The following is a 21,715-nucleotide window of genomic DNA, read 5'->3' as shown; positions in this document are numbered from 1 at the left end:
AAGGAACGCTTCCCGTTGGCCAAAACGGTGCCGCTGCTAACGGTCTTTTCAGCGGCAAGTCTGTGCGCCTCGGCTGAAATGGCAGGGCGCCCGCTGCCGGGGGCAGGGGCCTTTGTGGCGGCCTTCGTTGCCGCCATGATGCTGTTTTTCCAGATGCGGGTTTGCGATGAATACAAGGATTTGGAGGATGACCGCCGCTATCGTCCGCACCGCCCGATCCCGCGCGGGTTGGTGTCGCTGCGCCAGATTATCGTGCTTGGGCTTGCGTCGCTGCCCGTCACGGCGCTGGCCGTCTGGCTGTGGCATCCCCCTGCGCTTTTGCTTCTGGCGCTGGTGTGGGTCTGGCTGGCAGCGATGACCGCAGAGTTCGGTGCTGCGGCCTTGCTGAAGGCGCGGCCGCTGCTGTATCTGGTCAGCCATATGGCCATCATGCCGTTAATTGATCTTTTGCTGACCGGCATGGAATGGATGCCCGGCGGCGGGGCTGCGCGGGGCATCTGGCTGTTTCTGGCGTTATCTTTCGTCAATGGCTCCGTGCTGGAAATCGGGCGCAAGCTGTGGGCCCCGCAAAGCGAATTGCCGGGGGTAGAGACCTATTCGCGCCTTTGGGGGCCGCGCCGCGCGGCTATTATTTGGGCGGCTTGCACTGCGGTTTCCTTTGGTCTGCTGTTGGGCATTGGTGCTGTCACGGGCGCATTCTGGATCACGCTTGCACTGGGCGGGGCAGGCTTTGCGGCCTGCCTTAGCACCGTGCGGACCTATGCCAAATCCCCCACACTTCGCGCGGAAAAGCGCATGGATACGGTTGCGGGCCTTTGGGTTTTCGCCTGCTATGCCATCGCAGGCTTCGTGCCCGTCTTGATAAGAGTTCTTTAATGTCTGGCATCATCGCCCAAGAGGCCGCGCAGGACGCACAACAGGTCGGCGGCAAGGCTGCGTCCCTCGCGCAGCTGGCCAAGCTGGGTTTCAACCCGCCTACATTTTTTGTCATCCCGGCAAGCGCTTGCGCCGGTTCTGAACCTATCACCGGACTGACCGCAGCCCTGCGCTCATTGGGGACCGGCCCCTTTGCTGTGCGCAGTTCTGCCAAGTCAGAAGACGGGGCAGAGCATAGCCACGCGGGGCAGTTTGATACGGTGCTGAATGTCGCCGCCGCTGACGTCTGGCAGGCCGCGCAACAGGTTTATCAATCGGGCTTTGGCGATACCGTTGCTACCTATCGCCAGCTAAAATCGGGGGGGGGCGGCCGAAGGGCCCGCCGTCATTGTCCAACGCATGATTGACGCGCAATCCGCAGGCGTCGCTTTTTCTGCCGATCCGGTGTCGGGCAGGCGGGGCGTCGTTGTCATGTCTGCCATCGCAGGTTTGGGCGAAAAGCTGGTGGCAGGCGAAGCCGACGGCGAGGATTGGACCGTTACGGATACAGCGCAGGGGCCCGATGCGCCGCAAGTGCTGACCGTAGCGCAGGCGCTGGCCGTCGCGGACCTAGCACGCCGGGCAGAGGCGGCCTTTGGTCGACCGCAGGATATCGAATGGGCTATCGACGCCGCTGGCCTGCATATCCTGCAATCGCGCCCGATCACGACACCGCTGCTGCCCGCGCCGCAGGTGGACAACGCGCTAACGATCTTTGACAATTCCAATATTGTCGAAAGCTATCCTGGCATGGTCAGCCCGCTGACCTATTCCTTTGCCGTGCATGTCTATGCCCGCGTCTACCGCGCCTTTGTTGGCCTGTTGGGGGTGCCTGATGCCACGGTTGCAGCGCATGCCGGCGTCTTTGGCAATATGCTGGGGCGGGTTGATGGCCGTGTCTATTATAACCTTGTGAACTGGTACCGCGCCTTGGCCCTGCTGCCGGGGTTTTCGCTAAACCGCGCCTATATGGAAACCATGATGGGCGTCGCGACCCCGATGCCGGATGAAGTCACGCAAAGCATCGGCCCGCCCCCCGCCAAAGGTGCCGCGCGCATGGTGGAATACCTCAAGCTTGTGCGGGTTGCGGGCGGTCTGATCTGGCAGGCGATCCGGCTTCCCCGCACCCGGGCGCGATTTTATAACCGCCTGAATGCGGCGCTGGATAGCGAATTCTATCCGCAAACCGCAGGGCCAACCGCGCTGGCCGCTGAATACCGCCGGATTGAAAGCACGCTGCTGGACCGCTGGGACGCGCCGCTGGTGAATGACTTTTTGTGCATGATCGCCTTTGGGGCCTCGCGCAATTTGTTGGAAAAATGGCTGGGGCTGCAGGGGCTAATCCTGCACAACGATGTCATGATCGGGCAGGGGGATATCGTCTCGGCCGAGCCTGCGCAGCGCATTGCGCAGATGGGGCAGATGGTGGCGCAGGCGGGGCTGGCCGATGCTTTGGCCGCTAATGGATTGAACGCGCTGGCCGGACACCCGGCAATATTGCAGCAGGTTCAAAGCTATCTGGACCGTTTTGGCGACCGCTGCACCGAAGAGCTGAAGCTGGAAAGCATCCCGCTGACGGATGATCCCAGCAGTCTATTGCAGGCCATCGCCGCCAGTGCCGCACGGGGGCAGACAGCTGGCCAGCAGCAGGCAGAGCCGGACTGGACCGCGCTGTTCCCTAAAAATCCCATCAAACGAAACTTTGCCAAATGGCTTATCAGCTGGACCAAAGCCCGGGTCCGCGACCGCGAAAACCTGCGGTTTGAACGCACGCGCATCTTTGGCCTGACGCGCCGCGTGTTCCTTGCGTTGGGGCGCGAATTTGCCGCCCGCGGCCTGATCGCCGCGCCGCGGGATATTTTTCACCTGACCAAGGACGAGGCGCTGGGCGCGGTCGAGGGATACGGTCTATCGCCGGACCTGAAGTCCCTGATCGCCCTGCGCAAGGCAGAGGATGCCGCATCCGCCCTGCGCCCCGACCCGCCAGAGCGGATTACGCTGCGCGGCCCTGCGATTGCGCCGGTGTGGCAACCCGAAAGCACGACAAAAGACCCCGCCACGCAGCGCAGTGCGACAGGTTGCTCTGCCGGCCGCGTCACGGCGCGGGCACGGGTGATCCACGATCCGCGCAGGCAAACCTTGACCCCCGGCGACATCTTGATTGCGCGCCATACCGATCCGGGCTGGATCGCGGTCTTTTCAGGCGCCGCCGCCATCGTGGTCGAACGCGGCTCGCTTTTGTCCCATTCGGCCATCGTTGCCCGCGAACTTGGGATCCCTTGCGTTGTGGGCCTGAAAGGCGCGACACAGTGGATCAGCGACGGGGAATTGATCTGCGTCGACGGGGCAACTGGCATGGTGGAGCGTTTGAATGACCTCTGAAATTGCGGGCAAGGCGGCCTTTGACCACATCCGCTATGCGCAGTTGTGGGAGGATGCAGACGTCCTGACGCAGGCGCTTGGCGATTGCACGGGCGGCACGTTGGTGTCGATCTGTTCGGCCGGGGATAACGCGTTGGCAATGCTGACGCTGGACCCCGCCAAGGTTGTGGTTGTCGATCTGTCACCATCGCAAATCGCCTGTCTGCATCTGCGGATCGGCGCGTTTCGCAACCTGTCCCACCCCGAGTTTTTGGAACTGATGGGCGCGCGCCCCAGCATACAGCGCGCGGGCCTGCTGGACCGGGCGCTGGCGGGACTGGACAAAGACACGCAGGCATTTTGGCAGGCACAGGCCGATGACGTCGCGCTTTATGGCGCTGGCGGCGTGGGCAAGTTCGAACGCTATTTCCGCATCTTTCGCACCCGGCTTTTGCCGTTGGTTCATAGCAAGCGCACCATCGACGCCATCTTTGAATCCCGCCCTTTGGCCGCGCGCCGTGCGTTTCTGGATCAGCGCTTTAACACGTGGCGGTGGCGGTTGCTGCTGAACACCTTCTTTTCGCGCTTTGTCATGGGGCGCATGGGGCGGGACAAGACGTTCTTTGACCATGTCGACGGCAGTCCGGCGCAGCACGTTGCCCGCCGCATTCACCATGCAGCCGTCACCTGTGATCCGGCGCAAAACCCCTATTTGCACTGGATCATGAAAGGCACCCATGGCGCGGCCCTGCCGATGACGTGGCGGGCCGAATATTTCGACGTGATCAAATCGCGCCTCGACCGCCTCGATATCCGCCCCGGCGCGCTGGAGGTTTTTATTTCAACCGGGGAAAAGGCCGACGGGTTCAATCTGTCGGACATTTTTGAATACATGTCGCCGGACACCTTTGCGCAGGTTTATGGCGACATCCTAAGTGCCGCGGCCCCCGGCGCGCGGCTGGTCTATTGGAACATGATGGCACCGCGCCGGATGCCGCCACAATACGCCGGCCGTGTCACGACGCTGACAGGCACTGAGGATCACCTGAAAGCGATCGACAAGGCATTCTTTTACTCCGACCTGATCGTCGAAGAGGTTAAGGCTTGACGGCTCCACTTCAAATCGGGCTGGCGCTTTGCTCTGTCGCGGTGCTGCTGGGGGTGATGGCTTTGGTGCGGCGGCTGGCGGGCATCTGGCAGATCGGGGCAGAGGTGCAGCGCAAGCTGGTTCATATCGCTACCGGCCTTTACGCCCTGACCCTGCCGTGGCTGTTCCCGGATCGCTGGCCTGTCTATGTGCTGGTCGCGGTGACGCTTGTTGTCATGCTGGTGCTACGGCGGCCCGGATCGCGGCTGGGGCAGACGCTGCACGGGGTCGGGCGCACGTCCTATGGCGATCTGCTGCTGGCGGTGTCCGTCGGCGTTTGCCTGTTTTTGTCGGGGGACACGCCTTACCTATATGTGCTGCCGATGGCGGTGCTGACACTGGCGGATGCTGCGGCGGCGCTGGCGGGCAGCACCTATGGCACGCGGTTTTTCAAGATAGAAGAAGGGCGCAAAAGCGTCGAAGGCAGCGTCGTCTTTTTCACGATCACCCTGTTGATCGCGATGCTTTGCCTGATGCTGATGTCGCCGTTTCCGCCGCCCAATATTATCGTCATTGCCCTAATGGTCGCAGGTTTCGGCACATTGGTTGAAGCCGCCAGCTGGCGCGGTTTCGACAACCTGTTCCTGCCCTTGGGTTTGCTGACATTCCTGTCTGTTCATGCGGCCAGTCCGCTGGGCGATCTGTTGTGGCTGGCGGCGGTTTTCGCGGCGTCCCTTGTGGCATTCCGCCTGATTGCGCCGCGCATCGGGCTGACGCATCACGCGTCGCACGTTTATGTCACCACGGTTTTTCTGTTACTGGCCACGGTCGAGGTGCACAATGCAATCATCCCCATCCTTGTCCTTGCCGCCCATGCCTTTAGCCGCAGCGCCGCACCTTGCCGCGGCCAATACCCCGACCTGGATATTGTCGCCGGACTGGCGCTGGTGAGTTTCGGCTGGCTGACGCTGGGCAACGCAACAGGATGGAACGCAGTAACCTTTTACGGGCTGACTGCGATGGGCATGACCTTAGCGCTTTGCGCCTTGGCGCTGGCGGCCCGTCCCGTATCGGTGCGCAGCGGTTTGCTGTTGCTGGCAGCAGGGGGGCTTTGCGGGATCTACGCGGTGGCCTTTGGGCTGAACCCTGCTGCGTCTAACTGGAACGGTTCGATGTGGCTCGCCGTGGTCTGCAGCCTATTGCTTTCGGGGGGGGGACCGTTTCTTATCCCCGCAGCATTTGCGACCAGCCGCGTGACAAAGGTGACGCTGCTGGCTCTTGCGGTCCCGGTGATAACCTATCTTGCTGCGATTGGATTTGCCGCATGACGCCTTGTGTATTTCAAAATGACGGTGCCAAGATCACCGTGTATCTGGACGGCCCAGCATGGGACAGCGCACCAGCGGCGACGCTGGGCGGGTTCGCCTGCAAAACATCAGCGGCGGGCCGCGCGGTGTTGGATCAGGCGATTGCCCATGTCTGGGATGCCGGCCTGCACCGCGTGATAGGCCCGATGGACGGCGACACTTGGCACAGCTACCGCTTTGTCACGCAAACCGACGGAAGCCCGGCTTTTTTGCTAGAGCCGAAGGATGATCCCGTTGCCCGCGCCCTGTTCACGGACGCAGGCTTCACGCAGATCAGCAGCTACTTTTCGGCCCGGGTGCCGCTGGCCACTGCCGCAGCCACGCCGCCTGCGCCCAGCGATGATTTCACAATTCAGGCGTGGGACGGCACCGCGCCAGAGTCGCTGTTTGCGCAGGTCTACGCGCTGTCCAGCGCCGCATTTGCGCGCAACGCGTTCTACAAACCGATCAGTCAGGATGCTTTTCTGGCGATGTATATGCCCATGGTGCCAATGCTGAAGCGCGACCTGATCTTTTTTGCCCGTCGCCCAGATGGCACGCTGGCGGGGTTCTTGTTCGGCACGCCAAACTATGCCGAAGGGTTTGCGCCGCGCAGCGCAATCCTCAAGACCTATGCCAGCATGCAAAAGGGGGCGGGACAGCATTTGGCCCATGCCTTTCACACGGCCGCCGCCGCGCTGGGCTATGACACCGCAATTCATGCGTTGATCCATGACGACAACCTGTCGGCCTTGCGTAGCGCGTCCGAAGGGGCGCAGATCTTTCGCCGCTATGGCTTGTTCGGGCTGATCCGCGATGGCTGATCTGTTAGCTGACTTCGCCGCTGCCGTCGCGCGAACCCCCGAGCGCACCGCGATCATCGACGGGCAGGGGCAGCGGATCAGCTTTGCGCAATTGCAGACCCGCGCGCAAGGATTGGCGCGGGCGTGGCACGGGCGCGGTATCGGCAAAGGCGACCGCGTGCTGCTGGCCATGCGCGTGGATGCGGACCTTTACGCCAGCCTTGCGGCGCTCTGGTCACTGGGCGCGACCGTGGTCTTGCCAGAGCCTGCAATGGGTCTGGCGGGTCTGCGCCATGCGGTGCGGGTCGCGGGCGTCACGGCCTTTGCCAGCGCGGGTGCCTACGGGCTGCTGCGTTTTGCCTTGCCTGCGCTTTGGCGTCTGCCGCATCTGCGCCCTGTCGCTGCACCTGGCCCTGCGCTGGATTTGCCCCCGCCGGATACGGATGATCTGGCGCTGATTTCTTTCACCTCTGGCACCAGTGGCGCGCCCAAGGCGATTCCGCGCAGCCATGGCTTTCTGACTGCCCAGCACAGGGCGATTGCGCCCATGCTGGACAGCCGCGCGGCAGAGGTCGACCTTGTCGCCTTTCCTGTCTTTGTCCTGATCAACATCGCCAGCGGCCGCACGTCGGTGCTGCCAAACTGGAAAATGTCGCAACTGGCGCAGGTGCAACCCGCGGCGCTGACCGCCTGGATGGTGCAGCACAGCGTCACCCGCGCCTTGCTACCGCCTGCTCTTTGCGACACGCTGGCGGGCGGCGCGATACCGCCGTCACTGCACACTGTCTTTACAGGCGGCGGCCCGGTCTTTCCGGACCTGCTGCGGCGATTGCAAGCTGAAGGGCCCGCCTTGGACATCACCTGCGTCTACGGCTCGACCGAGGCAGAGCCGATTGCGCATCTGACCAGCGCCCAGATTAGCGTGCAGGATGCGGCGGCAATGACAGCGGGGCAGGGCCTTCTGGTCGGATTGCCCGTCCGCGATATTCAAGTGCGCATCGTCGCGGGCGAAATTCAGGTCGCGGGCGATCATGTGAACGGCGGCTATCTGGACCCTGCGCATGATGCGGAAAACAAGGTGCGGACAGGCGACACCGTTTGGCACCGCACCGGCGATGCGGGGTACTTTGACGTTCAGGGACGGCTTTGGTTGCTGGGGCGCGTTGGCACACAGGTTAATCTGGCCGGAAAGCCGACCTATCCTTTTCAGATCGAAGTTGCGGCGCGGTCCTGGCCCGGAGCGGCCCAATGCGCACTCATGTCGGTGGGGGGGCAACCTTGCCTAGTGATCGCAGGGGATGCGGCGTGCCTGAACGCCTGGACGACAGCTGCGGCCCAGCTTGATATTCCAGGCGTCAGGCATGTCAAACATATCCCGATGGACCGACGCCATGCGTCAAAGGTGGACCGAAAGGCGTTGCAAAAGCAACTTTAATCGCCTTGGGCATAACCCGTTAGCAAGTTAGCTAACCGTCCTGCGGCCAGATGAAGCAATACTGTCAGGCAGGCAAGCACGATCAGGGCGGCGAACATCAAATCGATCTTGGCCCGGCCATTGGCCAGCAACATCAGATACCCCAGGCCCCGCGACGCTCCGACCCATTCGCCGATGACGGCGCCGATTGGCGCATAAACGGCCGCGAGCCGCAGGCCCGATCCCAGCGCGGGCAGCGCCTGCGGGACCGCGATATGGCGCATGAACCGCCAGCGGCTTGCGCCCATTGTCGCGGCCAGATCGTGATAGCCGGGGGCGGCGCGGCGCAACCCGTCGTGAAAGGCTGATGTCACGGGAAAGAAGATGATCAGCACGGCGATCACGATTTTGGACCCCATGCCATACCCAAACCACAGCGTCAGAAGCGGGGCGAGGGCGAAGACCGGCACCGCTTGGCTGAAGACCAGCAGCGGCAGCATCAGCCGCTCTGCCCGTTTGGACAGCGCCAGCCCGATCGCCGTTGCAGCACCCAAACCCGTGCCAATGAACAGGCCCAGCAGCACTTCGATCCCCGTCACCCACGCGTTTTGCGTGATTAAGACGCGGCTTGCCCAAGCGGCCTGCATCACCCGCAGCGGCGAGGGAAGGATGAAATGCGGCGCGCCCGTCAATGTGACCGCTGCTTGCCACAGGGCCAGCGCAAGCAGTACCGCAGCCAAGATATCCCGCCCCCTCATGCGGCGCAGCGCAGATGCGCCAGCAGGCGGCTTTGGCTTGTGATCGTGTCCGGTGCATCAATGGCGCGGGGCGGGGACTGCGGCGGGGTCGGCCAGACTGTTGTGCCTTGCGGTGACAACAGGATGATCTGGTGCGCCAGCCGCGCTGCCTCTGCCGGGTCGTGGGTGACCAGCAGGACAGTGCGGCCCGCAAGAGCCTGCGCCGCAAGGTCCTGCATATCGGCGCGGGTGCCTGCATCAAGGGCCGAAAAGGGCTCGTCCAGCAGAACAACGGGCCGATCCTCGGACAGGGTGCGGGCAAGGGCGACGCGTTGGCGCATCCCGCCGGACAGTTGGCGCGGCATCTGCTGGGCGGCGCCTGACAGACCGACAAGGCGCAGCAGCTCTGCCGCGCGGGCACGGTCGGGGGGCGTGCCCCGCAGGCGGGCGCCGATGCAGACGTTATCCAGCACATTCAGCCAAGGTAGCAGCAGATCGGATTGCGCCATATAGCTGACGCGGTTTTGCAAACTGGCACCGTCCGATGCCGCAATCTGCCCAGCGAAATGGCCGCCCGTCGGCAGGCCGAGGAGCAACCGCAGGATCGTCGTTTTGCCGGTGCCGGACCGCCCAAGCAGGCAGGTCCATTCCCTCGCTCGCAGCTTCAGATCCGCAGTAAACAGCCGTTGGCCACCAAGGGCATAATTCCCCGCCAGCGTGACGCCCGGCGGCGGTGTCATGCGTCCAGACCCATCTGCCAAAAGCCGACCTCTAACTCTGTCGCCATGGTGAAACGCTGCTGCAACCGCGCAGCACGCGGCGCGGCGGACAAGGGGCCGATCCGCTGCGCTACGGCACGATCAACCATCGCGCCAACGCTTTTACAAACGGCCTGATAGTCCGGCGCGGAATAGGTATCGATCCAGTCCTTGTAGGGCGTATCCGCGCTGCACGTCTGCGCCAGATGCAGGCCGATTTCGCCGTATCCCATAACGCAGGGGGCAAGCGCGGCCATCAGATCAAGAAAATCCCCCTGCAGGCCCGCGTCCAGAACGTAGCGGGTATAGGCAAGATTCGCTTCGGCCTCTTTCGTTGCAAAAAGGGTGGCTTCGTCAATGCCATGTGCCGCGCAAACCCCGATATGCAGGGCCATTTCGTGATTGACCAGCGCATTAACGGTTGCGGCGCAGGTGCGCATCTCCTCCAGCGTTTCCGATTTGACCACGGCCAGCGACCAGGCGCGGGCGAAGTGCACCAAAAAGACGTAGTCCTGCGTCAGATAGTGCAGGAACGCCGCGCGCGGCAGCGTCCCGTCGCTTAGTCCCGCGACAAAGGCGTGGCGGGTATAATCCCGCCACGGCCCCTGTGCGCCGCTGCGCCACTGGGCAAAAGTTTGCCCGTAATCCGGTGCCGTCATGGCGCGGTCACGTCAATCGCGATGCCGGACACAGGCGTCTGGTCAGGCACAAGGCCAGCTTCGGCCAGAAACGCCTCGAACGCGGCATAGCGGCCGACGTCAAAGGCGGCGGGGCGCAGGGCAAAGCGCGGGATCGTGTTGGTCCAGGCGCGGGCGTTCAGGGTGTCGTCAAGCTCTGTCGAGGTGGCGGCGAAGACCTCCCAGCTGTCCTGCGGGTGGTTGACGATATATTGGGTCGCCTTTTGTGTGGCGGCCAAGAAACGGGCGATGCGGTCCTTGTCCATCGTGTCTGCGTTGGCGACATAGATCAGCTCGTCATAGGATGGGAACCCTTCTTCTTCGACGAAAAAGCAGTGACCTTTGACGCCTTCGATCTCCATCTGGGTGAGCTCGAAATTGCGAAAGGCACCGATGACCGCGTCCACTTGGCCCGACATCAGCGACGGTGACAATGACCAGTTCACGTTGACCATTTCGACATCGTCCGGGGCGACGCCATTGTGGGTCAGGATGGTGCCCAGCATCGCCTCTTCAACGCCGCCGACAGAAAAGCCGACCTTTTTGCCCGCAAGGTCGGCGGGGGATGTGATCGGCCCGTCCGCCAGCACTAGAAGGCAATTCAGCGGGGTCGCGACTAGCGTGCCGACCCGGCGCAGCGGCAGACCTTCGTGGATTTGCAGGTGCAGTTGCGGCTGATAGGAAATCGCCAGATCGGCCTGGCCCGCTGCAACCATTTTGGGCGGATCGGACGGATCAGCCGGGGCGATGATGGTGACGTTTAAATCTTGATCGGCGAAATAGCCCATTTCTTGCGCCACGATGATCGGGCCGTGGTCGGGGTTCACAAACCAGTCCAGCAGAACGGTCATGTCGTCAGCAGCCAAAAGCGGCTGGGCCGTCATGGTGATTGCGGCCGTAATCGTTATGAGTTTCATTGTATTTACCTTTCAAATGTCCGGCGTATCGCCGCATGCAATGAGTGAGATTTCGCCGCCCCGTTTGGCCCGCACCGTGCTGGCTGCCTGCCAAGCCCGCAGGCCGGACCGGCAGGCGAAAACGATGCGGCCCGTATTAGGGAAAGACTGATTTGCGATTTGCGCGTTGGTTAGGCGCAGGGCAGTGGGAATGACGGGGGATGATGCTTCTTGGGTATCGCGCAGGTCGATGACCAAATCGGCGGTGCCAATCTGCGCGGGGGCGATAAAGCGAAAATCGGCGCTGGGCTCTGGCGCTGTGTCAAAACGAAAGCCGCTGGCGCGAAAACTGGTCATGTCGAACTGCAACATCTGCCCAAGCGGCGAAGGGGTCTGTCCGATCAGCACAGCCAGCGCCATCTGCGCCTGCGCCGCCCCGATCAGCCCGACAACGGGGCCCATCACGCCTGCGGTCGCGCAACTGGCGGCGCGGTCCGGCAGGTCGGGGAACACGGCACGCAGGGACGGCGCACCGGCGCAGAACCCGCCGACATAGCCGGTAAATCTAAGGGTCGAGGCGCTGATCAGCGGTACCCCGGCGACAAGGCAGGCGTCAGACAGGATGTAGCTGGCGGCAAAGCTATCGGCGCAGTCCAGCATAAGGGTGTGGCCAGCAGTCAGCACAGCGGCATTTGCCGGATCAAGGGCGGCCTGCACGGTTTCGATCCAGCAGTCGTCATTCAATTGCCGCAGTGTCGCGGCGGCGGCGTCCACCTTGGGCCGTCCGATGTCATCCATACGAAACAGCGTTTGCCGGTGCAGGTTGGACAGGGACACGGTGTCCGGATCGACGAGCGTCAGATGACCGATGCCAGCCCCAATCAGATATTGCAGCACTGGCGCTGCCAGCCCGCCAGCACCGATGACAAGCACACGGGCTGCGCGGATGGCGGCCTGACCTGCGGGGCCGACCTGGGGCAGGATTTCCTGGCGGATATAGCGGCTCACCGGGTGGCCGCCAGCCAAGCGCGGACCCGCGCCTCTGGGTCCGGGTTCAGGGTGATATCCGTCACGGCGGACACCGTGTCTGCCCCAGCGGCAAAGGCCCCCGCCGCGCGGTTAACGGTCATGCCGCCGATGGCGATCAGGGGCGTTTGACCGATCAGGTTGCGCCATGTGGTCAGCTTGTCCACGCCTTGCGCGTGCCACTTCATCTGCTTCAGGATCGTCGGATAGATCGGGCCAAGGGCGATGTAGTCGGGGTCCAAAGTCAGCGCGCGGGCCAGTTCGGCGCGGTCATGGGTGCTGACGCCAAGGCGCAGGCCAGCGGCGCGGATTGCGGGTATGTCAGCGGTGTCCAGATCCTCTTGACCAAGGTGCAGCCAGTCGCAACCTTCATCTATCGCGATGCGCCAGTGATCGTTGATGACCAGCGTGCAGCCCTGCGCGGCGCAGAGCGTTTTGGCGCGGCGGATGTGACCCTGCAGCACGGCTTCACTTGCGTCTTTCATCCGCAGTTGCACTAGCTTGATGCCCAGCGGGACCAGACGTTCCAGCCAGTCGGCGCTGTCTAAGATAGGATAGAAACGATCAAGGCTCATCCAAGGAACGCCTTTCCAAGCAGGGGGGTGGAGGGTGCGGCCATGTCGCGCGGCTCCATCGGGTCTGACTGCGCGGCGAGTTGTCCGGCGCGGATTGCCAGCGCAAACGCTTCTGCCATCGCGGCGGGATCGCCGGCTGCAGCGACGGCGGTGTTCAGCAGCACGGCGTCGAACTCCAGTTCCATCGCATGTGCGGCTTGCGATGGCAGGCCAAGGCCTGCGTCGATCACCAGAGGCACATCCGGAAAATGGGCGCGCATGGCCCGCAGGCCAAAGATATTATTCAGCCCACGCCCCGACCCGATAGGTGCCCCCCAGGGCATCAGAACCTCGCATCCTGCATCCAGCAGCCGGTCCGCGACGACCAGATCTTCGGTCGTATAGGGAAAGACCTGAAAGCCGTCGGCGGTCAGGATACGCGCGGCTTCGACAAGGCCATAGACATCGGGTTGCAGGGTGTCGGCGTCGCCGATGACCTCTAGCTTGATCCAGCGCGTGTCGAACACTTCGCGGGCCATGTGGGCGGTCGTAACCGCCTCTTTTACCGTGTGGCAGCCTGCGGTGTTGGGCAGAACGCGCACGCCCAGATCACTGATCAGCCGCCAAAAATCCTGACCCGCACGGTCTTGCCCGCTTTCGCGGCGCAAGGACACAGTGGCAACACCGGCCCCACTGCGGCGAAAGGCGTCGGCAAGGATCGCGGGCGAGGGATATTGCGCGGTGCCCAGCATTAAACCGCCGGGCAGGGCGGTGCCATAGAAATCACGCATCCCTCAGCCCCCTTGCATCGGCGCAAGGATTTCGACCTGATCGCCGTCTGTCAGCGCATAGTCAGGGCGCGCGCTGACGGCGACGAATTTGCCGTTTACCGCTGTGGCCACCTTTGCATTGGTGAAGCCATAGGCATCCAGCAGGTCAGCAAGGGTTGTGGCCTGCGCTTCGATCGGCGCGCCGTTAAGCTGCAGTCTCATCCATCACCTCTGGTGTTTGGTTGTCGAATATTAGAGCCGCCACCATGCGGGCGGCAGCGGGGGCAAGCAGGAACCCGTGGCGGAACAGCCCGTTCAGCCGGATCAGGTTACTGCTGCGGCGAATGCGCGGCAGGTTGTCAGCAAAGGCAGGGCGGCTGTCGACGCCTGTCTCTATCACCTCTGCCTCGGCAAAGGCGGGGTGCAGGGCATATGCGGCGGACAGCAGTTGAAGCAGGGCGCGGGCTGTGATGTGCGGTCCGGCGCGCCCTTCGATCATTGTTGCCCCCAGCATGAAAATGCCATCCCCGCGCGGCACGATGTACAGCGGCGCGCGTGGATGCAGCAGACGGATAGGGCGGGACAGCGACACATCCGGGCAGGACAGGATCAGCATTTCCCCCTTTACGCCGCGCAGATCGGTGATCGCATCCCGCGCGGCATAACCGCGGCAGTCGATGGTCAGGCCGCGCTGCGCGTAATCTTCGGGCTGTGCGTCGGCGATCTGAAAGGCGCAGCCATCGGCGACAAGGCCAGCGCGCAGATCGGCCAGCGCGGTGCGGGGGGGCAGGTGCGCCTCTTGTGCGAAAAACAGCCCGCTGGTGAACCGACCGGCAAGGTCGGGTTCCAGCGCGGCGATGGCGCTTTGGTCCACGGTGCTGTGCCCTGTTGTGCGCTTAGCAAAGCGGGCCAGTTCCGCCCGGTCCCGCGCAGGAGAGATGACAAGCGAGCCGCTGCGCTGCACCGACGGAGTATGGCGAGCCCACCAGTCCGCCGCCTCTTGGCCTAGGCGCACCACGGGTTCCTCGGCGCTTTCGCTTTCGCAAAATGGGGCCAGCATGCCGCCCGCCCACCACGAACAGGCGTGGGGGCCGGGGGCCGCATGTCTGTCGATCATCGTGACCTGTGCGCCGCGATCCAGCAAGGCACGCGCCGTGCAAAGCCCGGCGACCCCCGCGCCGATGACAGTAACGGAACCGGCGCTCATGCCCAGACCGCGTGGAAGTGATGCACCGGACCATGCCCTGCGCCGACATTAAGCTGATCTGCCGCCTTGATCGCGCCTTGCAGATAACCGTGGGCAGCGGTCACGGCGGCGGTCAGGTCCAGCCCCCGTGCCAGCTGCGCCGTGATCGCGGCAGAATAGGTGCAGCCGGTGCCGTGGGTGTTGCGGGTGGCGATGCGGGGGGCCTTCAGCGTCGCCATCACACCGTCTGGACCGACCAGAATATCGGTGCAGATCGCACCTTCGGCGTGGCCGCCTTTCATCAAAACGGCTTGCGGGCCAAGGTCCAGCAGTTGCTTGCCTTGGGCGATGACCTCTGCCGCGGTCGCAGCGGGGGCGGTGTTCAGCAGGCGGGCGGCCTCTGGCAGGTTGGGGGTCAGCAGGGCAGCGCGCGGCAGCAGATTGCGGATCATGGCGGCGACAGCGGCATCCTGCAGCAATGCGTCGCCGGATTTGGCGATCATGACCGGATCAAGGACAACCGGGCCGCTGAACTGCGTCAGCCCGTCCGCAACCGCCGCGATGACCGGCGCAGAGAACAACATGCCCAGTTTGACCGCCCGCACATCCAGATCGGACAGCACCGCCGCGATCTGCGCTGCAACCACGCTTGGGGGGATTTCATGCACACAGGTGACGGAACGGGTATTCTGGGCTGTCACCGCAGTAATGACGCTGGCAGCATAGGCACCATTGGCAGACATCGCCTTGATGTCGGCCTGCACGCCAGCGCCGCCACCGCTGTCGGATCCGGCAATCGTCAAGGTGATGGGTAGAGCAGTGTTCACGGCGGCAACTTTCCAATAGTTGGGAAATGCCGACGTCAAAAAACGGGAATACGCCCCTTTGGCTGGTGCGCGCTACCCGTTCCCTACGCCGGTATGACCCGGATCAGGTTCGACGGGTCGGTGCGTGCACCTCTCAGCCCCAAGGGGCCCCCCGACGGATAATATGTGATGTGCCGCGCCCGCTTTGGGGCGGCGATTTGATCAAAGGTTAGCTGCGCCCTTGGCCGGCTGCAACCACGGAATGGTTGCGCTTGCCTACCGCCCTGCAACCGGATGTCGCAGGGCTGTGCGCGCCGCCGTGTTGCATCACGATGCGTAGGCGCCGGCGGAATAGGTCAGTTCATAGCTGTGGCTGTAGATTTCGAAAACGATGCCAAAGGGATCTTCGACATAGACCATCCGGTAAGGTTTTTCGCCCGGAAAATATTCACGGATCGGCATACGCTGGCGACCACCCGCGGCGACAATCGCATTGGTCAGACCTTCAACATCGGGGTCTTGGACGGCAAAGTGAAAGGTACCGTGACGCTTGTGTTCCAGCTTTTCATCGGGTGCGTAATTTCCAGGGAATTCAAAGATTTCGATGCCGGTGCCATCGGCGGTGGCAAGATGGGCGATGCGCAGCGATCCCCATCCCGGGCCGAACACATCGGTGCACATCACACCGATGGCGCTGTCGTCTTCGGTGGCCAGGGTGGGTTGCATCACAACATAAAAGCCAAGCACGTCGGCATAGAATTTTACGGCAGCGTCAAGGTCGGGAACGGACAGGCCGATATGGGAAAAGGTGCGGGGTGTCTGGGACATCTGAAGTCTCCTTTTGGGGTGGAATGAACTTCAGATAGCGGTGGGTGCATGTAATTGGAAATTATGATATGTCTAAAAAATCATAACGAAATATTTGGTTTTGACATGCTGAATGCGACTTGGCTGGAAACTTTTACCACGCTTTGCGAAACCGGTCATTTCACGCGCACGGCGATGCGATTGAATATGACCCAGCCCGGCGTGTCGCAACATTTGCGCAAGCTGGAGGATCAGATCGGCCAGAGCCTGATGACCCGTCAGGGCAAAAGTTTCAACCTGACCCCGGCGGGGGAAGCGGTTTTTGCCATGGGCCAATCGCGGCGGGCGCAAGAGGATGCATTGCGTAGCGCCATCACAGCTGACGATCCCGACAGCGGAACGGTTCGCATCGCCTGTTCGGGCAGTTTTGCCATGCTGCTTTATCCTGCGCTGTTGCCTTGGATGAAAAATGCGCCTGATATAGCAATTAACCTGCATGCAGCCCCGCAAGCGCAGGTGCTGGCAGGATTGGTTGACGGTCTGTTTGATCTGGGCGTTCTGGATGCCGACCCCGGACACCCGCGCCTACACGCCAGCCATCTGGGCGAGGAAGAGCTTTGCCTCGTGCTGCCGGCGGATGCGCCCGATGCGCCGCCTGCCTTTGCCGATTTGCAGGCGCGGGGGATGATCGGGCATCCTGACGGAAGCGCCTATGCAGACGATCTGCTGCATCTAAATTTTCCGGGCGAATATACCGGTGCCGACCGGTTGCGGATGCGGGGGTTTGTCAATCAGATCGGTCAGATACCGGCTCCGGTCGCGCAGGGTATCGGCTATACCCTGCTGCCGCGCAGCGGCATCGAAGCCTTTGGCCGCAAGGATCTGCTAAAGATCGTGCAGTTGGCACAGCGGCGGCGGCATCCGCTTTGGCTTGTGGCGCGGCGCGGGGGCAGCATGCCGGCGCGCCTGACCTATGCCAGAGATATCATTGCAGCTGCTGCGGCACCACTTGGGCAGGACAGAATGCCTAAAAGGTAAGCGCAGCTTAGTAATTTTGGGCAGCGCACCCTGCACAACGACCTGCCTGACAGTCATGTGAACACTGTTGCCTTACCTTTTTACATCGATGTGCGACGGAAGATGCATCGCGGTGCGTTCAAGCCCGGATATATCTTTGGACATAAGGGGCACAGCGCGTGCGCAGAATTCTTTCGGTCATACTTGCGGTTGCAGTTTTGTTTGCGATCTATTCTGCGGCTTTCGGGATGCCTGAACGAATTGCCAGTTTGGTGAATGTCACGCCGGCGCAAACGGACGACGCCGCCGGCGGGCCGACGGCCGCTGGGGGTTCCGCTGGGGGGCCCGGTGGTGCAGGTCCCGGGGGCGGTGGCCCCGGTGGCGGTGGGCGTCCCGGCGGCGGCAACCGGACAACGACCGTGGTGACAACGCCGTTAGAATTGCAACCATATGAAGTCGTTTTGAACGCGCTTGGCACTGCCACAGCGCTGCGAAGTGCGGATGTCGTCGCCGACGCGGCCGGCGAAGTGACGCAAGTGAACCTGAGTGCCAACAAAACGGTGGCCGCAGGTGACGTGCTGGTGCAACTGGATGCGCGCACTCAGACGCTTGATCTGGAAATTGCGCAGGCCCAGCTGGATCAGGCCAATGAGACAGTCGCACGTTACGACCGGTTGCGCGCCAGTGGCAATTCGACAGTGACGGACGTGACGTTGTCTGATGCACGCATTGCCCAGCGGCTGGCACAGGCAAATGTCGGTCTGGCGCAGGTTGCGCTGGATGATCGCACATTGCGCGCACCCATCGCAGGTAAGCTCGGGCTTAGTGATGTCGAAGTCGGTGACCAGCTGTCCGCCAATGAGGTGGTCGTTACGATCGACGATGACGAAGCCCTGCTGGTGGAATTCGAATTGCCAGAACGCGCGATTGGCGTTCTGCAGGACGTAAAGACCGTTTTCGCCAGCACGCCCAGCCTTACGGGACGCAATTTTGAAGGCGAGGTCGTGTCCTTTGACAGCCGTCTGGATGACGTCACCCGCAGCGTGACCGTCAAGGCGCGGATCGACAATGCAAGCAAGGAACTTTGGCCCGGCATGACCTTTGCCGTGCGCATCATGCAGGAAACCGACCCCTTGCCAGCCATTGCGTCGACGGCGATCACTTGGTCCCGGACGGGATCCAGCATTTGGGTCGATGCGGACGGGTCGGCAGAACAGGTCCCTGTGACGATCCTGTATCGCCGCGATAATATCGTCTGGATCGATGCGGATATTCCCGCCGGAACGGCTATCGTCACTGAAGGGGCGCAAAAGCTGCGCGAGGGTGCGGCAATTACGACGCCGGATGCCGTCAGGCGCGGACCAAGAGGCGGCGCGCCGGCCGAAGGGGGTGCACGTGTCGGGGCTGATGCCAGTGCGCAAACCGCGCCGGCCGGTGATCCGACATGAGCGGGACGATGAAAAAGGGCCTGATTAAGTCAGGCTTTGCCGACCTGTTCGTGGCGCGGCCTTTACTTGGGATCGTGCTGAATCTGCTGATCCTGATCGCAGGTCTGGCGGCGCTGTCGTCCGTTGACGTGCGCGAAATGCCTGACGTCGATCAGCCGGTCCTGTCCGTACGCACCGAGTACGAAGGCGCAGTGCCGTCAACCGTGGATCAAGAAATCACCCAAGTCCTGGAAGACGCGCTAAGCGCGCTCGAAGGGCTGTCCTATATGGAATCCAGCTCCTCCACTGGGTCGAGCCGGATCACAATTGACCTGTCGGAAGGCACCGACGTCGACGTCGCTGCCAACGAAGCCAGAGAGATCGTGTCAGCCACGTTGCGGCAATTGCCGGACGATATCGACGACGATCCCAGCGTGACGAAAAGCGACAGCAATGCGGATGCGATCATCCGTCTGGCGCTGCTTGGGGATGCCAGCTTTGACGAATTGACAGCCATCGCCGAAGGTGCGGTCTATGACCGCCTGTCAACCATCGACGGCATCGCCGAAGTCACAGTGCGTGGCAACCGTTCGAATGAATTCCGCGTCACGCTTGATATGCGGTCCTTGCTTAGCCGGGGGCTGGACGTCGAAGACGTGACGGATGCGCTGGCATCCTTGCGTGATGATACACCGCTTGGATCGGTCGAAACGGATGCACAGACCCTGGCTCTGCGGGTCGGCAACGCAGAGGTGACGGTCGATACCGTCAATCAGGTGGCCATTAACAGCACGACCCGGGTGTCGGACGTGGCCTTCGTGCAAGTCGTGCCAGAGGATAGTGATGTATCCACCCGCGTAAACGGCCAGGCGGCGGTCGGCCTTGATATTACGCGGCAATCTGTTGGCAACACCCTGACAATTTCGCAGGCCGTGCGTGCGGCGGTCGACGATCTGCGCAGCACCCTGCCGGAAGGGGTGGAGCTTTTGATCGCATCCGATGACGGTGTTTTCATTGAAGGTTCGATTGACGAGGTGATCAAATCCATCGGCCTTGCCACAGTCATCGTTGTGGCGGTGATCTTTGCCTTCCTTCGCTCTCCTCGCGCAACGATCATTCCGGCGGTGACGATCCCTGTGTCACTGGTCGGCACCATCGCAGCCATCTGGATCACAGGTTTTTCCGTGAACTCGATCAGCTTGCTGGCCCTTGTGCTGGCGACAGGTATGGTCGTGGATGACGCCATCGTGGTGATCGAAAACATCGTGCGCAAACGCAAAGAGGGCCTAGGCCCCTTTGCCGCTGCCGCCGCGGGCACGAATGAGGTGTTTTTTGCCGTAATTTCGACTACGGCGACACTTGCCGCCGTATTTATCCCGATTTCGTTCCTTCCGGGACAGGCCGGGGGCGTGTTCAGTGAATTCGGCTTCGTGCTTGCGTTTTCCGTGACGCTGTCGTCGCTGACGGCGCTGACACTTGCGCCGGTCATGTCCGCGTTTCTGGACCCCGGCAAGCCGGGTAAGGCGGAATCAGAGCCGAAGCCGAAGGGCCGCGCGGCGCGTTGGTTTGACGCGGTCATGGACCGGGCGATCCGCGCGCCCATTCTGGTCCTGACGGTCGCTATGGGCTTTGCCATCATCGCGGCCGGTGCGTCGCAGACCCTGTCATCAAGCATCACACCCGAAGAAGACCGGGGCTTTTTCCTGATTCAGGCGCGGGGCGCGTCTGATACGACCGTTGCCTATCTGGACGCGCAGGTCGCCCAGATCGAGGCGATCCTAAATCCCTATCGCGAAAGCGGCCAGATCGACGTGGTGCAAAGCATCATCGGCGTTGGCGGTGGCACCAGTGCCTTTATCGTCGTCCGCCTGCCGGACTGGGCGGATCGTGACTGGTCGCAGGCAGAGCTGGTTGCCGAAATTAATGCCAAGCTTAGCAGCGTACCTGGTGTGCAGGTCAGTGCCCGCTCGACCAACAGCTTGAACATTCGCGGCGCGGGGCAGGGGCTTTCGTTCGCGGTTACCGGCAACAATGTCGACGACATGACCGACGCGGCCGATGCCCTGGTGGCGGCCATGGGCGGCAACGACAGTTTCGTGAATGCGCAGTTGTCGGGCGATGATGTGCAGGCACAATACGAAGTCCGCGTTGACCCCGAAATGGCCGAAGTCTTTGGCCTGACCGAGGCAGAGATTACGCAAACCGTCAGTACAATCGTTCAGGGCAGCGTAGCCGTCACCGTATTTCAGGATGATACGGAAACCGACGTCAATGTCGTCGCGGGCGGGGTGCCGATCGACGATCCAAGCGATATTGAGGGCATCTTTTTGCAATTGCCCGGCGGCAGCTTCGTTCCGCTGTCCTCTGCGGCAACATTGGTGCCGGTGGTCAGCCAGTCCAGCATTACCCGCCAAGGTGGGTCACTGGCCGTGTCAGCGCAGGCCAACCTTGCCGAAGGCGTCGATCTGGGCAGCGCCATGGCGCAGCTGACCACAATCGCACAGGAGGTTCTGCCGGACGATATGGGCATCATCTTTACCGGTGAGGCGGCGACCCTGACGGACGGCCAATCGGCGATGTATACCGTGTTTGGCGTGGCGTTTCTGGTTGTGTTCCTTGTCCTGGCGGCACAGTTCGAAAGCATCGCCAGCGCCGTTGTCATCATGCTAACCGTGCCCTTCGGTCTGGCGGCAGCTTTGTTCGCGATCAAGCTGACGGGCGGGTCGCTGAACTATTACAGCCAGATCGGGCTTGTGATGTTGATCGGGGTCATGGCCAAGAACGGCATCCTGATCGTTGAATTCGCCAACCAACTGCGCGAGGCGGGGCAGGATATCGACAGTGCCATCCGCGATGCGCTGGCCCTGCGCATCCGGCCCGTGATGATGACGATGGTGTCGACAGTCTTTGGCGGCCTGCCGCTCATCCTCACCTCTGGTGCCGGGGCAGAGGCGCGTATCGCCGTCGGTTGGGTTATCGTGGGCGGGCTGGGCTTTGCAACGGTCTTTACCCTGTTCCTGACGCCGGTGTTCTATCGCTGGATCGCCGTTTGGGGGTCAGAGCCGGGAATGGCGTCCAAACGGCTGCAGAATGAACAGCAAGCCGATGCACCGGTCGCGGCAGAATGA

The 21,715-nt window shown here is 62.4% G+C and carries 21 protein-coding genes and 1 riboswitch; of the genes, 10 read left to right on the top strand and 11 right to left on the bottom strand.

Annotated features, from left to right (window positions below):
* Positions 1-15: 15 nt before the first annotated feature.
* The 7 genes from SJY10_RS13540 to SJY10_RS13510 are packed head-to-tail and all read left to right on the top strand — an operon-like array spanning position 16 to position 7,947.
* Positions 16-876 (top strand): UbiA family prenyltransferase, encoded by an 861-nt coding sequence (locus tag SJY10_RS13540; RefSeq protein WP_386683492.1) that lies wholly within the window; start codon positions 16-18, stop codon positions 874-876.
* On the top strand, positions 876-1,283 hold the full coding sequence (locus SJY10_RS13535; RefSeq protein ID WP_386683490.1) for a PEP/pyruvate-binding domain-containing protein: 408 nt from the start codon (positions 876-878) through the stop codon (positions 1,281-1,283). Before SJY10_RS13540 ends, SJY10_RS13535 begins: the two co-directional genes overlap by 1 nt.
* Complete coding sequence (locus tag SJY10_RS13530) at positions 1,276-3,297, top strand: PEP-utilizing enzyme (protein ID WP_386683488.1); 2,022 nt, start codon at positions 1,276-1,278, stop codon at positions 3,295-3,297. Before SJY10_RS13535 ends, SJY10_RS13530 begins: the two co-directional genes overlap by 8 nt.
* Positions 3,287-4,384 (top strand): DUF3419 family protein, encoded by a 1,098-nt coding sequence (locus SJY10_RS13525; protein ID WP_386683486.1) that lies wholly within the window; start codon positions 3,287-3,289, stop codon positions 4,382-4,384. The genes SJY10_RS13530 and SJY10_RS13525 overlap by 11 nt, the downstream gene beginning before the upstream one ends.
* Positions 4,381-5,691, top strand: a complete 1,311-nt coding sequence (locus tag SJY10_RS13520) for a hypothetical protein (RefSeq protein WP_386683484.1) — start codon at positions 4,381-4,383, stop codon at positions 5,689-5,691. Before SJY10_RS13525 ends, SJY10_RS13520 begins: the two co-directional genes overlap by 4 nt.
* On the top strand, positions 5,688-6,533 hold the full coding sequence (locus SJY10_RS13515; RefSeq protein WP_386683482.1) for a hypothetical protein: 846 nt from the start codon (positions 5,688-5,690) through the stop codon (positions 6,531-6,533). The genes SJY10_RS13520 and SJY10_RS13515 overlap by 4 nt, the downstream gene beginning before the upstream one ends.
* Entirely contained in the window at positions 6,526-7,947 is a 1,422-nt protein-coding gene (locus SJY10_RS13510; RefSeq protein ID WP_386683480.1) for an AMP-binding protein, read from the top strand. The genes SJY10_RS13515 and SJY10_RS13510 overlap by 8 nt, the downstream gene beginning before the upstream one ends.
* Here the strand turns inward: SJY10_RS13510 and SJY10_RS13505 are convergent.
* The 11 genes from SJY10_RS13505 to SJY10_RS13455 form a co-directional block, all read right to left on the bottom strand.
* Complete coding sequence (locus SJY10_RS13505) at positions 7,944-8,684, bottom strand: ABC transporter permease (protein WP_386683478.1); 741 nt, start codon at positions 8,682-8,684, stop codon at positions 7,944-7,946. The two genes, SJY10_RS13510 and SJY10_RS13505, sit on opposite strands and share 4 nt — an antisense overlap.
* The gene (locus SJY10_RS13500; RefSeq protein WP_386683476.1) at positions 8,681-9,403 is read right to left on the bottom strand and encodes an ABC transporter ATP-binding protein; all 723 of its coding nucleotides are present in this window, start codon (positions 9,401-9,403) and stop codon (positions 8,681-8,683) included. The genes SJY10_RS13505 and SJY10_RS13500 overlap by 4 nt, the downstream gene beginning before the upstream one ends.
* Complete coding sequence (gene tenA / locus SJY10_RS13495; protein ID WP_386683474.1) at positions 9,400-10,080, bottom strand: thiaminase II; 681 nt, start codon at positions 10,078-10,080, stop codon at positions 9,400-9,402. Before tenA ends, SJY10_RS13500 begins: the two co-directional genes overlap by 4 nt.
* Positions 10,077-11,015 (bottom strand): ABC transporter substrate-binding protein, encoded by a 939-nt coding sequence (locus tag SJY10_RS13490; RefSeq protein WP_386683472.1) that lies wholly within the window; start codon positions 11,013-11,015, stop codon positions 10,077-10,079. The genes tenA and SJY10_RS13490 overlap by 4 nt, the downstream gene beginning before the upstream one ends.
* A 12-nt stretch (positions 11,016-11,027) precedes the next feature.
* The gene (locus SJY10_RS13485) at positions 11,028-12,002 is read right to left on the bottom strand and encodes a ThiF family adenylyltransferase (RefSeq protein WP_386683470.1); all 975 of its coding nucleotides are present in this window, start codon (positions 12,000-12,002) and stop codon (positions 11,028-11,030) included.
* Positions 11,999-12,595: a thiamine phosphate synthase gene (locus SJY10_RS13480; protein WP_386683468.1), complete on the bottom strand. Its 597-nt coding sequence runs from the start codon at positions 12,593-12,595 to the stop codon at positions 11,999-12,001. Before SJY10_RS13480 ends, SJY10_RS13485 begins: the two co-directional genes overlap by 4 nt.
* Positions 12,592-13,365, bottom strand: a complete 774-nt coding sequence (locus tag SJY10_RS13475) for a thiazole synthase (RefSeq protein WP_386683466.1) — start codon at positions 13,363-13,365, stop codon at positions 12,592-12,594. The genes SJY10_RS13480 and SJY10_RS13475 overlap by 4 nt, the downstream gene beginning before the upstream one ends.
* A gap of 3 nt (positions 13,366-13,368) precedes the next feature.
* Positions 13,369-13,566, bottom strand: a complete 198-nt coding sequence (gene thiS / locus SJY10_RS13470; RefSeq protein ID WP_386683464.1) for a sulfur carrier protein ThiS — start codon at positions 13,564-13,566, stop codon at positions 13,369-13,371.
* Positions 13,550-14,551 (bottom strand): FAD-dependent oxidoreductase, encoded by a 1,002-nt coding sequence (locus SJY10_RS13465; RefSeq protein ID WP_386683462.1) that lies wholly within the window; start codon positions 14,549-14,551, stop codon positions 13,550-13,552. The genes thiS and SJY10_RS13465 overlap by 17 nt, the downstream gene beginning before the upstream one ends.
* Complete coding sequence (gene thiD, locus SJY10_RS13460) at positions 14,548-15,357, bottom strand: bifunctional hydroxymethylpyrimidine kinase/phosphomethylpyrimidine kinase (RefSeq protein ID WP_386683460.1); 810 nt, start codon at positions 15,355-15,357, stop codon at positions 14,548-14,550. The genes SJY10_RS13465 and thiD overlap by 4 nt, the downstream gene beginning before the upstream one ends.
* 63 nt (positions 15,358-15,420) lie before the next feature.
* Positions 15,421-15,521, bottom strand: a riboswitch (TPP riboswitch).
* Positions 15,522-15,663: 142 nt separating this feature from the next.
* Entirely contained in the window at positions 15,664-16,164 is a 501-nt protein-coding gene (locus tag SJY10_RS13455) for a lactoylglutathione lyase family protein (RefSeq protein ID WP_386683458.1), read from the bottom strand.
* Between the two features lie 105 nt (positions 16,165-16,269).
* On the opposite strand from SJY10_RS13455, the gene SJY10_RS13450 reads away from it, so the two are divergent.
* The 3 genes from SJY10_RS13450 (at position 16,270) to SJY10_RS13440 (ending at position 21,715) form a co-directional block, all read left to right on the top strand.
* The gene (locus SJY10_RS13450) at positions 16,270-17,181 is read left to right on the top strand and encodes a LysR family transcriptional regulator (RefSeq protein WP_386683456.1); all 912 of its coding nucleotides are present in this window, start codon (positions 16,270-16,272) and stop codon (positions 17,179-17,181) included.
* Positions 17,182-17,339: 158 nt separating this feature from the next.
* On the top strand, positions 17,340-18,608 hold the full coding sequence (locus SJY10_RS13445) for an efflux RND transporter periplasmic adaptor subunit (protein ID WP_386683454.1): 1,269 nt from the start codon (positions 17,340-17,342) through the stop codon (positions 18,606-18,608).
* Positions 18,605-21,715, top strand: coding sequence for an efflux RND transporter permease subunit (locus SJY10_RS13440; RefSeq protein WP_386683452.1), 3,111 nt, complete (start codon positions 18,605-18,607; stop codon positions 21,713-21,715). The genes SJY10_RS13445 and SJY10_RS13440 overlap by 4 nt, the downstream gene beginning before the upstream one ends.

It is taken from the genome of Loktanella sp. R86503 (assembly GCF_042466455.1).
Taxonomy (GTDB): domain Bacteria; phylum Pseudomonadota; class Alphaproteobacteria; order Rhodobacterales; family Rhodobacteraceae; genus Loktanella.
Note: the sequence above shows the minus strand (reverse complement) of the source record. Positions and strands in the feature narration are given on the sequence as shown.

What these genes read in the sequence shown, in the direction of transcription:
- SJY10_RS13535 (WP_386683490.1), top strand. Translation starts at nt 876, where the DNA reads ATGTCTGGCATCATCGCCCAAGAGGCCGCGCAGGACGCACAACAGGTC.
- SJY10_RS13530 (WP_386683488.1), top strand. Translation starts at nt 1,276, where the DNA reads ATGATTGACGCGCAATCCGCAGGCGTCGCTTTTTCTGCCGATCCGGTG.
- SJY10_RS13525 (WP_386683486.1), top strand. Translation starts at nt 3,287, where the DNA reads ATGACCTCTGAAATTGCGGGCAAGGCGGCCTTTGACCACATCCGCTAT.
- SJY10_RS13515 (WP_386683482.1), top strand. Translation starts at nt 5,688, where the DNA reads ATGACGCCTTGTGTATTTCAAAATGACGGTGCCAAGATCACCGTGTAT.
- SJY10_RS13510 (WP_386683480.1), top strand. Translation starts at nt 6,526, where the DNA reads ATGGCTGATCTGTTAGCTGACTTCGCCGCTGCCGTCGCGCGAACCCCC.
- SJY10_RS13505 (WP_386683478.1), bottom strand. Translation starts at nt 8,684, where the DNA reads ATGAGGGGGCGGGATATCTTGGCTGCGGTACTGCTTGCGCTGGCCCTG.
- SJY10_RS13500 (WP_386683476.1), bottom strand. Translation starts at nt 9,403, where the DNA reads ATGACACCGCCGCCGGGCGTCACGCTGGCGGGGAATTATGCCCTTGGT.
- tenA (WP_386683474.1), bottom strand. Translation starts at nt 10,080, where the DNA reads ATGACGGCACCGGATTACGGGCAAACTTTTGCCCAGTGGCGCAGCGGC.
- SJY10_RS13490 (WP_386683472.1), bottom strand. Translation starts at nt 11,015, where the DNA reads ATGAAACTCATAACGATTACGGCCGCAATCACCATGACGGCCCAGCCG.
- SJY10_RS13480 (WP_386683468.1), bottom strand. Translation starts at nt 12,595, where the DNA reads ATGAGCCTTGATCGTTTCTATCCTATCTTAGACAGCGCCGACTGGCTG.
- SJY10_RS13475 (WP_386683466.1), bottom strand. Translation starts at nt 13,365, where the DNA reads ATGCGTGATTTCTATGGCACCGCCCTGCCCGGCGGTTTAATGCTGGGC.
- thiS (WP_386683464.1), bottom strand. Translation starts at nt 13,566, where the DNA reads ATGAGACTGCAGCTTAACGGCGCGCCGATCGAAGCGCAGGCCACAACC.
- SJY10_RS13465 (WP_386683462.1), bottom strand. Translation starts at nt 14,551, where the DNA reads ATGAGCGCCGGTTCCGTTACTGTCATCGGCGCGGGGGTCGCCGGGCTT.
- SJY10_RS13455 (WP_386683458.1), bottom strand. Translation starts at nt 16,164, where the DNA reads ATGTCCCAGACACCCCGCACCTTTTCCCATATCGGCCTGTCCGTTCCC.
- SJY10_RS13450 (WP_386683456.1), top strand. Translation starts at nt 16,270, where the DNA reads ATGCTGAATGCGACTTGGCTGGAAACTTTTACCACGCTTTGCGAAACC.
- SJY10_RS13440 (WP_386683452.1), top strand. Translation starts at nt 18,605, where the DNA reads ATGAGCGGGACGATGAAAAAGGGCCTGATTAAGTCAGGCTTTGCCGAC.